This window comes from Mycobacterium sp. IS-1742 (assembly GCF_001500125.1).
Lineage (GTDB): Bacteria > Actinomycetota > Actinomycetes > Mycobacteriales > Mycobacteriaceae > Mycobacterium.
On record NZ_LQIV01000010.1, the window covers coordinates 21,403 to 33,450 of the forward strand.

Below are 12,048 nucleotides of genomic sequence, written 5' to 3' on the forward strand. Positions count from 1 at the left end.
GACGTCTCAATCACTGATGTTCGACGAACTGGCCCGAATCTGCGACGACACGCTCGCACGAGCACGGGCGCGTGCCGACGCGCTCGCGGCGGCCGCCGACGCACTGGCCGGGATCCGGACCGAGGCGACCTCGCCCGACGGCGATGTCCGCGCCGCGGTCGACGGCCGCGGACTGCTGGTGTCGATGACCCTGGCCGAGTCGGTCACCCGGTTGCCCGCTTCCCGCATCGCGGCACTGGTCGTCGAGACGACGCGGGCGGCGGCCCGTGAGGCCTTCGCACACCGGCAGGCGGTGCTCGGCGACGTGGTCGCAGACCTCGGTCGTTAGGCTGTGCCGCATGGCTGCTGACATCGTGCCGGTTCGGCTCGGGCTGACCAAGGGCGACCTGTACACACTGTGGGCTCCGCGCTGGCGGGACGCCGGTGACGAGTGGGAGGCCTTCCTCGGCAAGGACGAGGACCTCTACGCCTTCGAGTCGGTGGCCGACCTGGTGGCCTTCGTGCGGACCGACACCGACCACGACCTGACCGACCATCCGGCCTGGGAGAAACTCACCGAGGCGTCGGCGCACCGGCTCAAGCCCGCCGAGGACCGTGAATACGACCTCGTCGGGGTGCCGGAGACGGCAGCCGAGAAGGCGAGTGAGACCGCCGTCGACACCTTGCACCGCACCCTCGCGATCGCCTCGTCGATCGGTTCGGTGTGCGATCTGCCCGCGGTCACGAAGTTCTTCAACGGCAACCCGCAGCTCGGTTCGGTCGGCGGCGGGGTCGAGGCGTTCAAGGGTCGCAGCGGCCGCAAACGCTGGGCTGACATCGAAGCGGTGATCGCCCGCAGCTGGGACGGTGTGCTCGACGCGATCGACGAGATCGTCACCGTCCCCGACGTCGACGCCTCGGCGTCGCAGAAGGCCGCCGACGAACTCGAACAGCCGGCGCCCGAGCCCGAAGAGGACGAGGCCACCGACGCGGCGGTCACCGCGGAGGAGACCGCGGACGACGAACCGTCGGCCACGGAGTCCGACGCGCTCGAATCACCCGCCGCCGCAGCGGTACTCGGCAGCGACGAGGACTTCTGGCTCAAGGTCGGTATCGACCCGGTCCGCCTGATGACCCGGTCGGGCACCTTCTACACGCTGCGCTGCTACCTCGACGACGAGCCGGTGTTCCTCGGCCGCAACGGACGCATCAGCGTGTTCGGCTCCGAGCGTGCGCTGGCCCGCTATCTGGCCGACGAGCACGACCACGACCTGTCGGATCTGGCCACCTACGACGACATCCGCACCGCGGCCACCGACGGCTCACTCGAGGTCGAGGTGATCGACGAGAACGTCTACGTGCTCAGCGGACTGGCCGACGACATCGCCGACGGCCCCGACACGATCGACCGCGACCAGCTCGAGCTGGCACTCGAACTGCTGCGCGACGTGGGCCGGTACTCCGAGGACAACACCGTCGACAAGACGCTCGATCCCGGCACCGCGCTGGGCTCGTTCGTCACCCATGCGCTCGATCCGGAGGCCGCCGACCGCCCCGAACCGCCGTACGCCGAGGCCGTTCAGCAGTGGGAGGCGCTCGAGGCCTTCGTGGAGTCCCGGCTGCGCCAGGAGTGAGGGTCAGCCGGCCAGCACCGCGTAACGGGGTTTGATCACGTCGTCGATGAGTGCCAGCCGCTCGTCGAACAGGATGAACGACGATTTCATCGCGTTGATGGTGAACCGCGCCAGATCGCTCCAGCCGTAGCCGAAGGCCTCGACCAGGCGCAGCATCTCCTGGCTCATCGTGGTGTCGCTCATCAGCCGGTTGTCGGTGTTGACCGTGACGCGGAAGCGGGTGCGGGCCAGTAGGTCGAACGGATGCTCGGCGATGCTGGGCACCGCGCCGGTCTGCACGTTGGAGCTCGGGCACAACTCCAGCGGGATGCGCTTGTCGCGCAGGATGTTGGCCAGCCGGCCCAGCTTCACCTGACCGTCCGGTGCCACGGTGATGTCGTCGACGATGCGGACGCCGTGGCCCAGCCGGTCGGCGCCGCAGAACGCGATGGCCTCGTGGATGGACGGCAGGCCGAAGGCCTCCCCGGCGTGGATCGTGAAGCGCGCGTTGTTGCCTCGCATGTATTCGAACGCGTCGAGGTGGCGGGTGGGCGGGTAGCCCGCCTCCGCGCCGGCGATGTCGAAACCGACGACGCCGCGGTCGCGGAATCGGATGGCGAGTTCGGCGATCTCGCGTGAGCGCGCGGCATGGCGCATCGCGGTGACCAGGCAGCGCACCGTGATCGTGCGGCCCGCGCTGGCTGCGGCCTTCTCCCCGTCGGCGAATCCGGCCAGCACGGAGTCGACGACCGCGTCCAGGCCCATGCCGTCCTCGATGTGCAGTTCCGGGGCGAACCGCACCTCGGCGTAGACGACGTTGTCGTCGGCGAGGTCCTCGACGCATTCGAAGGCCACCCGGTGCAGCGCCTCCGGCGTCTGCATCACTCCGACGGTGTGGGCGAACGGCTCGAGGTAGCGGACCAGCGAACCGCTGTGGGCGGCGGTGCGGAAGAACGTCGCCAGCTCGTCGACGTCGTCGGCGGGCAGATCGTCGTATCCGTACTGTCCGGCCAGGTCGAGCACGGTCGACGGTCGCAGACCGCCGTCGAGGTGGTCGTGCAGCAGCGCCTTGGGCGCCTGGCGGATGTTCTCCAGCGTCAGCGGTGTCGTCATCGGCACGTACTCCTCACGGTCCTTCTTCGGACCCTCTCAGCCCTGTCGCGGTGATCCGATCGATGATCAGCGGACGCTCCGGCGGGGCACTGTCCCCCACGGTCCATGCGCCGTCGAGTTCGGCGCGCGCGGGCCCGATCCGGGCCGGGGTGTCGGTGTAGAGGGTGAACACGGGCTCGCCCGCGCGCACCGGTTCGCCGGGCCGACGGTGCATGCGAATCCCGGCGCCGAACTGCACCTGCTCACCGGGGGCCGAGCGGCCCGCCCCGAGCCGCCACACCGCCAGACCCACCGCCATCGCGTCGATGGCACCCATGGTGCCACCGCGCGGTGCCGTGATGGTGTCGGAGTGGACACCGATGGGCAACGCGCCGGTGGACGAATCGGGAGACAGGGCCGTGACGTCCCCGCCCTGGGCGGCGACGAGGGCGCGGAAGCAGTCCATGGCGGTGCCGTCGCGCAGCGTCTCGGCCGGGTCGGTGGCGTCGAGTCCGGCGGCGTCGAGCATCTCGGCGGCCAGCGCGAGCGTGAGCTCGACGACGTCGTCGGGACCGCCGCCGGCCAGCACCTCCAACGATTCGACGACCTCGACCGCGTTGCCGACGGCACGGCCGAGCGGCACCGACATGTCGGTCAGCAGCGCGCGGGTCACCAGACCGTGCGCCCGGCCCAACTCGACCATCGTGCGGGCGAGCTCGCGGGCCTCGGCCTCGGTGGGCAGGAAGGCACCGGACCCTACCTTGGTGTCGAGCACGAGCGCGCGGGCGCCCTCGGCGATCTTCTTGCTCATCACCGAGCTGGCGATCAGCGGCAGCGATTCGGTGGTGGCGGTGACGTCGCGCAGCGCGTAGATCTTGCGATCGGCCGGGGCGAGCTCACCCGCGGCGAAGATCGCCGCGCCGATCTCCCGGAGTTGTTGGCGGATCCGGGTTTTCGTCAGTTCGGCGGAGAACCCGGGAATGGCTTCGAGTTTGTCCAGGGTGCCGCCGGTGTGGCCGAGTCCGCGGCCCGCGGCCTGCGGGACCGCGCCGCCACAGGCCATCACCACCGGCACCAACGGGATGGTGATCTTGTCGCCGACCCCGCCGGTGGAGTGCTTGTCCACCAGGGCGAGGGGACGGCCGTCGGCGTCGCGTCGCAGATCGGTGAAGTCGAACCGCTCCCCCGAGGCGACCATCGCCGCGGTCCAGCGGGCGATCTCCCGGCCCGTCATCCCCCGCAGGAAGATCGCCATCAGCAGGGCCGACATCTGCTCGTCGGCCACCTGACCGCGGGTGTAGGCGTCGATCACCCAGTCGATCGCGGCGTCGGGGAGCACACCGCCGTCACGCTTGGTGCGGATCACCGTCGGCGCATCGAATGTGAAGTGGGTCACGGCTTCTCCCCGGCACCCGGGGTCCGGTTCGGCCGGGCCAGATCGTCGGGTCCGAACGCGTCGGGCAGCAGTTCACCGAGCGGTCGCGGGCCGAGCGGATGGTCGATCAACAGTCCCGGTCCGCCGTGTTCGAGCAGCACCTGACGGCAGCGGCCGCACGGCATCAGCACCTCGGAATCGGGGCCCACACAGGACAGCGCGACCAGCCGCCCGCCCCCGCTGGAATGCAGGGCGCAGACCACACCGCACTCGGCACAGAGACCCAGGCCATATGAGACATTCTCCACATTGCATCCGGTCACTATTCGGTCATCGTCGACCAGTGCCGCCGCCCCGACGGGGAACCCCGAATACGGCGCGTAGGCCGCTGATGAAGCATCGATTGCCTTGTGGCGCAACACTTCCCAGTTGATCTCGGCTGTCATTGTCGCTCTCTCACCCCGCCTCTGAATGGATTCCGAAAGACACGCCGGACGTGCCCTCGCAGCAGATAGGCGACCCTAACTTCTGCCTTCTGAGCGGGGCATACGGCAACACGCTAGTTCGTTCATCAGTACAAAGGGGTTTAGAGTCGCCCCGAGGTTTGGGGCAGCGGTTGAGGCCAGCAGAGGTTCTCGCACCCGCCCCAAGCGTCCACCGATGGCGTTGGAGGACCAATGAGTACTGCGACAACAGCGGATACCGACGTACCGTCGCCGCGATCCAAACCATCCCGCCGCCGCACCCTCTACCGCGGTGACCCGGCGATGTGGTCGTGGGTGCTGCACCGCATCTCCGGTGCGGCGATCTTCTTCTTCCTGTTCGTCCACGTCGTCGACACGGCGCTGGTGCGGGTCAGCCCCGAGGCCTACAACGCCGTCATCGAGACGTACAAGACCCCGATCATCGGTCTGATGGAGATCGGCCTGGTCGGCGCGGTGCTCTACCACGCCCTCAACGGCATCCGCGTCATCCTGATCGACTTCTGGTCCAAGGGCGCCCGTTACCAGCGGCAGATGCTGTGGGTCGTGGCGGGCGTGTTCATCACAGTCATGATCGCGTCGCTCGGCGTCATCGGCATGCACATGGCGGAGAGGTTCCTGTAGATGGCCGAGAATCCGTACGACCACATCACCGACCGCGGCGGCCCCGCACCGGTCCTGCAGCGCAGCCACGACCGGCCGCCGAGCCTGGACAACCCGCGCGCCCCCAAACGCGCCGGCGGGATGCCGAACTTCGAGAAGTACGCATGGCTGTTCATGCGGTTCTCCGGCCTCGTGCTGGTGTTCCTGGCGCTGGGCCACCTGTTCATCATGCTGATGTGGGAAGACGGTGTGTACCGCATCGACTTCAACTACGTCGCGCAGCGGTGGTCGTCACCGTTCTGGCAGACGTGGGACCTGCTGCTGCTGTGGCTGGCCCAGTTGCACGGCGGCAACGGCCTGCGCGTCATCATCTCCGACTACGCCCGCAAGGACTCGACGCGGTTCTGGCTGAACTCGCTGCTGGCGCTGTCGATGATCTTCATCCTCGTCCTCGGCACCTACGTGCTGTTGACGTTCGACGCGAACATCTCGTAAGGACTCGGCTCACATGTTGATTGAACATCGCTACGACGTCGTCATCGTCGGGGCAGGCGGAGCGGGTATGCGCGCCGCGGTCGAGGCGGGCCCCCGCGCGCGTACCGCGGTGCTGACCAAGCTGTACCCCACCCGCAGCCACACCGGCGCGGCCCAGGGCGGCATGTGCGCCGCGCTGGCCAACGTCGAAGAGGACAACTGGGAGTGGCACACCTTCGACACCGTCAAGGGCGGCGACTACCTCGCCGACCAGGACGCCGTCGAGATCATGTGCAAGGAAGCCATCGACGCGGTGCTCGACCTCGAGAAGATGGGGATGCCGTTCAACCGCACCCCCGAGGGCCGCATCGACCAGCGCCGCTTCGGCGGGCACACCCGCGACCACGGCAAGGCCCCGGTGCGCCGGGCCTGTTACGCCGCCGACCGCACCGGCCACATGATCCTGCAGACGCTGTACCAGAACTGCGTCAAGCACGACGTCGAGTTCTTCAACGAGTTCTACGCCCTGGACATCTCGCTGACCGAGACCCCCGGCGGCCCGGTGGCGACCGGCGTGATCGCGTATGAGTTGGCGACAGGGGATATCCACGTCTTCCACGCCAAGGCGATCGTGTTCGCCACCGGCGGTTCGGGACGGATGTACAAGACCACGTCCAACGCCCACACGCTGACCGGTGACGGGCTTGGCATCATCTTCCGCAAGGGTCTGCCGCTGGAGGACATGGAGTTCCACCAGTTCCACCCGACCGGTCTGGCGGGGCTCGGCATCCTCATCTCCGAGGCCGTGCGCGGTGAGGGTGGACGGCTCCTCAACGGCGACGGTGAACGGTTCATGGAGCGGTACGCGCCGACGATCGTCGACCTCGCGCCGCGCGACATCGTCGCCCGCTCGATGGTGCTGGAGGTGCTCGAGGGCCGCGGCGCCGGGCCGAACAAGGACTACGTCTACATCGACGTGCGCCACCTCGGCGAGGACGTGCTCGAGGCGAAACTGCCCGACATCACCGAGTTCGCCCGCACCTACCTCGGCGTCGACCCGGTCAAGGAACTCGTACCGGTCTACCCGACGTGCCACTACGTCATGGGCGGCATCCCGACCACCGTCAACGGTCAGGTGCTGCGCGACAACACCACGATCGTGCCGGGCCTCTACGCCGCGGGCGAGTGCGCCTGCGTGTCGGTGCACGGCGCGAACCGATTGGGCACCAACTCCCTGCTCGACATCAACGTGTTCGGCCGCCGCGCCGGCATCGCCGCGGCCAACTACGCCAACGGCCACGACTTCGTCGACCTGCCGGAGCGGCCCGCCGAGATGGTGGTCGGCTGGGTCGGCGACATCCTCTCCGAACACGGCAACGAGCGCGTCGCCGACATCCGCGGCGCGCTGCAGCAGTCGATGGACAACAACGCCGCGGTGTTCCGCACCGAGGAGACGCTCAAGCAGGCGCTGACCGACATCCACGCCCTCAAGGAGCGGTACTCGCGAATCACCGTGCAGGACAAGGGCAAGCGCTACAACAGCGATCTGCTCGAGGCCATCGAGCTGGGCTTCCTGCTCGAACTCGCCGAGGTCACCGTCGTGGGTGCGCTCAACCGCAAGGAATCCCGCGGAGGGCACGCCCGCGAGGACTACCCCAACCGCGACGACACCAACTACATGCGCCACACCATGGCCTACAAGGAGGGCGCCGACCTGCTCTCCGACGTGCGCCTGGACTACAAGCCCGTGGTGCAGACCCGGTATGAGCCGATGGAACGGAAGTACTGATCCCGATGAGTGCGCCTGCAATCACCAAGGACGAAGCGACCACTCCCCCCGTGCCCGAGGGTGCGGTGATGGTGACGCTCAAGATCGCTCGGTTCAATCCCGAGGATCCCGACGCCGCCGGCTTCCAGAGTTTCCGCGTGCCGTGCCTGCCCACCGACCGCCTGCTCAACCTGCTGCACTACGTCAAGTGGTACCTCGACGGCACGCTGACCTTCCGCCGGTCGTGCGCGCACGGGGTGTGCGGGTCCGACGCCATGCGGATCAACGGGGTCAACCGGCTGGCGTGCAAGGTCCTGATGCGCGACATGCTGCCGAAGAAGGCGAGCAAGCAGCTGACCATCACCATCGAGCCGATCCGCGGCCTGCCCGTGGAGAAGGATCTGGTGGTCGACATGGAGCCGTTCTTCGACGCCTACCGCGCGGTCAAGCCGTACCTGATGACCAGCGGAAACCAGCCGACCAAGGAACGCATCCAGAGCCAGGTCGACCGCGCGCGCTACGACGACACGACCAAGTGCATCCTGTGCGCGGCGTGCACCACGAGCTGCCCGATCTACTGGACCGAGGGCTCCTACGTCGGCCCGGCCGCGATCGTCAACGCCCACCGGTTCATCTTCGACAGCCGTGACGAGGGTGCCGCCGAGCGTCTCGACATCCTCAACGACGCCGACGGCGTGTGGCGCTGCCGTACCACGTTCAACTGCACCGAGGCGTGCCCGCGCGGCATCCAGATCACCCAGGCGATCCAGGAGGTCAAGCGCGCGTTGATGTTCGCGCGCTAGTTTCTTTCGCGAGCGAGCGTGTTCGTACGCCGACACGCCGTCTCTGGCGTACAGGACTGAGCGCTCGCCACGTGGGCTATCCACAGATCGCCGACACGTCCTTCCATCGGGTGCAGTGAACGCCGCACGATACGCGGGTGAGCACCGAGCTGCGCGACCTGTTCGACGCCCAGGGCGGGGTGGCGAGCTCTGCGCAGATCCTCAACGTCCTCAGTCGGCGCGCCATGCAGAGGAGACTGGACGCCGGCGTGCTGTCGAAGGTGTGGCCGGGGATCTACTGTTTCGGCGAGCCGGACGACGCCACCCGTCTGGCCGGGCTCGACCTGCGCGCCGGTGAGTCGGTCGCAATATGCCTCGCCACCGCCGCGGCCGCGTACGGTTTCGACACCGAGGGCGTCGCCGACCTGCACGTACTCAACCCCGTCGGCCATCTGCTGCGGAACAGCGAAGGCCTGATCGTGCATCGCCGCGACGGCGCACCCCTGACTGCGGTCGACGGCCGACCGGCGACGACTCCGGATTGGACGGCGGTCGAGGTCGCCAGGGGCCTGCGCCGTCCCCGCGCGCTGGCCACTCTCGATGCGGCGCTGCGCAGCGGGACATGCTCTGGGCGCGGACTCCGTTCGGCGGCTGCACGCCAGGCCGGGCGGCGTGGGATAGTCGCTGTGCGCCAACTGATTCCGTTCGCCGATTCCCGAGCGGAGTCGCCGATGGAGAGCGAAGCCAGGCTCGTCATGGCCGACCGAGGCTTGCCGACACCGGTTCTGCAGCACGAGATCGTCGATCGCGACGGCCGAATCTGGCGGGTCGACTTCGCGTGGCCGGAGCGTCTCGTCGCCGTCGAATACGACGGTTTCAACTGGCACAGCAGGCCGGAGGACTTCCGCAGGGACCGGCGCAAGCGCGCGGCACTTCAGGAGATCGGCTGGCAGGTGATTTCGATCGTCGCCGACGACGTCCGGCGCGACGGGTGGGGCATGGTCCGCCGAATCGAGACGGCGCTCGATCGCAGGCCAGCGGCGTGAGGGTCTCCGATGAGCGCTCAGTCATGTACGCCGCGCACGGCATTTCGCCGTACAGACACGCTCACTCGCATGAGGTTGCGTCACACCTCTGCGGGCTATCTCGTCTGCACAGTATGACGACATCACGCATCGAACCCATTCCGCCGCAGCGCGCGTCGCTGCCGACCAGGCTCCTCTACCGAATCGCCAGGCGCCGCTTCGGCGAAGTGCCCGAACCGTTCGCGGTCGCCGCCCACCATCCGCGGCTGATGGTCGCCAACGTCGTGCACGAGGGTCTGCTGCAATCGGGGTCCACGAAGCTCCCCACGAGCGTGCGCGAACTGGCCGTGTTCTGGACCGCGCGCACCGTCGGCTGCTCGTGGTGCGTCGACTTCGGGTCAATGCTGCAGCGGCTCGACGGGCTCGACATCGACCGGCTCACCGACATCGACGACTACGCCACCTCCCCGCGCTACAGCGACGACGAGCGCGCGGCCATCGCCTACGCCGACGCCATGACGAAGGATCCACACACCGTCACCGACGATCAGGTGGCCGATCTTCGCCGCCGCTTCGGTGACGCCGGGGTGATCGAGCTGACGTACCAGATCGGGGTGGAGAACATGCGGGCCCGGATGTACGCGGCGCTGGGCATCACCGAGCAGGGGTTCAGCGGCGACGCCTGCCGGGTGCCATGGGCGAACCCGTGAACTTGTCGGGGTTGGCGATGTCCCACACGGCGACCACCTTGCCGTCACGCACGGTCAGCGCCTGGATGTGCGGCGCCATCGCAGGCCACTCTCCGTCGGCGGGCAGGCCCGCGGTGTAGAGACCGAGGTCGCCGTTGACGAGCGCGATCTCGCCCGCCTCGAAGAACCGCGGGCCGTAGCGGCGGGCCAGCCCGAAGATGAACCGGGCCACCTTGTCGGGGCCGCGGATGACGCGAGCGGCGGTGGGCGCTTTGCGGTTCGAGTCCCCGGTGAAGGTGACGTCGGGATGCAGCAGTTCGACGACGGCGGCCATGTCGCCCGCCGCCATCGCCGCCATCAGCTTGCCGACGACCTCATCGTGGGACGGGTCGCGGGCGGGCGCCGCGCCGCCGGCGACGGCCCGCCGTGCCCGCGCCGCGAGTTGGCGGGCGCCGGCCGGGCTGACGCCGAGCACATCGGCGATCTCGGGGAACGGCACCGCGAACCCGTCGTGCAGGACGAACGCCACCCGCTGGTCGGGGGTGAGCCGCTCGAGCACCACCATGGCGGCGAACCGGGCGTCGTCGGCCGCCACCACCGCGGCCAGCGGATCGGTGGGGTCGAATCCGGTGACGACCGGTTCGGGCAGCCACTGCCCGACGTAGGTCTCCCGGCGGTGCGCCGCCGAACGCAGCCGGTCCAGGCTCAGCCGGCTCACCACCGTGGTCAGCCAGGCGCGCAGGTCGGCGATCTCGGCTCGGTCGCCATTGCCCTGCCACCGCAGCCAGGCGTCCTGGACGGCGTCCTCGGCGTCGGCCACCGTCCCCGTCAGGCGGTAGGCGACGGCCAGCAGATACGGTCGCAGGCTTTCGAACTCGTCGACCCGCGCACTCGCGGTCATACGGCCGAGTGTAGGGCGCTCACGGGTCGCGGATGATCGGGCAGGTCATACAGTGCCCGCCGCCCCGCCCCCGGCCGAGCTCCGCACCGACGATGGTGATCACCTCGATTCCCGCCTGACGCAGGAGGGTGTTGGTCCGGGTGTTGCGGTCGTAGGCCACCACGACTCCGGGTTCGATCGCCACCAGGTTGTTCCCGCTGTCCCACTGCTGACGCTCGGATTCGTAGGCCGTGCCGCCGGTCTCGACCACCCGCAGCTCGACGTCCATCGCGGCGGCGACGACGTCGACGAACGGCTTGTCCTCCTCGACGACCTCGACGCCGACGGCGTTGTCCGACGGGCGAAGCGAGAAGGTGTGGATCGTGTTGACGATGTGCGGATAGATCGTGACGACGTCGCGGTCGGCGAAGGTGAACACCGTGTCGAGATGCATCGCGGACCGCAGTTTCGGCATGCCCGCCACGATCACGTGGGTCGCCGCCTCGCGTCGGAACAGCTCGATCGCCACCTGGGTGATCGCCTGCCGGGAGGACCGTTCACTCATACCGATCAACACGACGCCGTTGCCCGGCACCAGAACGTCGCCGCCCTCGAGCGTGGCCGTCCCCCAGTGCTGTTCCGGATCGCCCCACCACACCGTGGCGCCCACGTAGTCCGGATGGAACTCGTAGATCGCCTTCATCAGCAGCGTCTCGTCGTGGCGAGCCGGCCAGTACAGCGGGTTGAGCGTCAGGCCGCCGTAGATCCAGCAGGTGGTGTCCCGGGTGTACAGCGTGTTCGGCAGGGGCGGCATGAGATATTCGGCGACTCCGAGGGATTCGCGCGCCAGGGCGAGGTAGCCCGACCGCATGTCGGCGGGGAGGTCGGCGGTCGACAGCCCACCGATCAGCAGTTCGGCCAGCCGGCGGGGCTCCAGTGAATCGAGGTACGCGCGGGTGTCGTCGACGAGGCCGGGCCCGACCTCGTTGGCCACGATCTTGCGGTCCAGCAACCACTGTCGGGCCTGCGGAATCCGCATCGTCTCGGTCATCAGGTTGTGCAGCTCGACCACGTCGACGCCCCGGTCGCGCATCTTGGCGACGAAGTCGAAGTGGTCGCGGCGGGCGTTCTGCACCCACAGCACGTCGTCGAACAGCAGGTCGTCGGAGTTCGACGGGGTGAGCCGTTCGTGGGCCAGTCCGGGCGCGCAGACCAGCACTTTGCGCAGCTTGCCCACCTCGGAGTGGACGCCGTAGCCGGTGGCCGGCTCGGTCATGGTCTCTCCC

The 12,048-nt window shown here is 68.6% G+C and carries 12 protein-coding genes and 1 pseudogene; 8 read left to right on the forward strand and 5 right to left on the reverse strand.

The features are described 5' to 3' along the window. Positions 1–16 precede the first annotated feature (16 nt). Entirely contained in the window at positions 17–328 is a 312-nt protein-coding gene (locus AU196_RS07575; RefSeq protein WP_059094493.1) for a YbaB/EbfC family nucleoid-associated protein, read from the forward strand. Positions 329–338: 10 nt separating this feature from the next. Beyond that, positions 339–1,613, forward strand: a complete 1,275-nt coding sequence (satS, locus tag AU196_RS07580) for a protein export chaperone SatS (RefSeq protein WP_059094494.1) — start codon at positions 339–341, stop codon at positions 1,611–1,613. A 3-nt stretch (positions 1,614–1,616) separates the two neighbouring features. Here the strand turns inward: satS and AU196_RS07585 are convergent, their stop codons facing one another. From AU196_RS07585 to AU196_RS07595, 3 genes are read right to left on the reverse strand one after another with little or no spacing between them, the layout of a single operon-like run. Continuing rightward, positions 1,617–2,705 (reverse strand): adenosine deaminase, encoded by a 1,089-nt coding sequence (locus AU196_RS07585; RefSeq protein WP_059094495.1) that lies wholly within the window; start codon positions 2,703–2,705, stop codon positions 1,617–1,619. Between the two features lie 13 nt (positions 2,706–2,718). Beyond that, positions 2,719–4,080, reverse strand: a complete 1,362-nt coding sequence (locus tag AU196_RS07590; protein ID WP_059094496.1) for a thymidine phosphorylase — start codon at positions 4,078–4,080, stop codon at positions 2,719–2,721. Further along, positions 4,077–4,505, reverse strand: a complete 429-nt coding sequence (locus AU196_RS07595; protein ID WP_059094497.1) for a cytidine deaminase — start codon at positions 4,503–4,505, stop codon at positions 4,077–4,079. The genes AU196_RS07590 and AU196_RS07595 overlap by 4 nt, the downstream gene beginning before the upstream one ends. A gap of 231 nt (positions 4,506–4,736) precedes the next feature. On the opposite strand from AU196_RS07595, the gene sdhC reads away from it, so the two are divergent. From sdhC to AU196_RS07625, 6 genes and pseudogenes are all read left to right on the forward strand, one after another. Beyond that, a complete protein-coding gene (sdhC, locus tag AU196_RS07600; protein WP_082695646.1) occupies positions 4,737–5,165 on the forward strand; it encodes a succinate dehydrogenase, cytochrome b556 subunit in 429 nt (142 codons plus the stop codon). After that, positions 5,166–5,639, forward strand: a complete 474-nt coding sequence (locus tag AU196_RS07605; protein WP_059094498.1) for a succinate dehydrogenase hydrophobic membrane anchor subunit — start codon at positions 5,166–5,168, stop codon at positions 5,637–5,639. 13 nt (positions 5,640–5,652) lie between these two features. Further along, positions 5,653–7,407, forward strand: coding sequence for a succinate dehydrogenase flavoprotein subunit (gene sdhA / locus AU196_RS07610; protein WP_059094499.1), 1,755 nt, complete (start codon positions 5,653–5,655; stop codon positions 7,405–7,407). A 5-nt stretch (positions 7,408–7,412) separates the two neighbouring features. Further along, the gene (locus AU196_RS07615; RefSeq protein ID WP_059094500.1) at positions 7,413–8,189 is read left to right on the forward strand and encodes a succinate dehydrogenase iron-sulfur subunit; all 777 of its coding nucleotides are present in this window, start codon (positions 7,413–7,415) and stop codon (positions 8,187–8,189) included. Between the two features lie 137 nt (positions 8,190–8,326). After that, the gene (locus AU196_RS07620) at positions 8,327–9,214 is read left to right on the forward strand and encodes an endonuclease domain-containing protein (protein WP_059094501.1); all 888 of its coding nucleotides are present in this window, start codon (positions 8,327–8,329) and stop codon (positions 9,212–9,214) included. A 77-nt stretch (positions 9,215–9,291) separates the two neighbouring features. Continuing rightward, positions 9,292–9,903: pseudogene (locus AU196_RS07625) on the forward strand (carboxymuconolactone decarboxylase family protein); the annotation flags it as partial. Here AU196_RS07625 and AU196_RS07630 read toward each other — a convergent pair. Both AU196_RS07630 and arcA read right to left on the reverse strand, forming a co-directional pair. Further along, positions 9,863–10,783: a sigma-70 family RNA polymerase sigma factor gene (locus AU196_RS07630; RefSeq protein ID WP_059094503.1), complete on the reverse strand. Its 921-nt coding sequence runs from the start codon at positions 10,781–10,783 to the stop codon at positions 9,863–9,865. The pseudogene AU196_RS07625 and the gene AU196_RS07630 overlap by 41 nt on opposite strands. A gap of 19 nt (positions 10,784–10,802) precedes the next feature. Continuing rightward, positions 10,803–12,038: an arginine deiminase gene (gene arcA, locus AU196_RS07635; RefSeq protein ID WP_059094504.1), complete on the reverse strand. Its 1,236-nt coding sequence runs from the start codon at positions 12,036–12,038 to the stop codon at positions 10,803–10,805. Positions 12,039–12,048 lie beyond the last annotated feature (10 nt).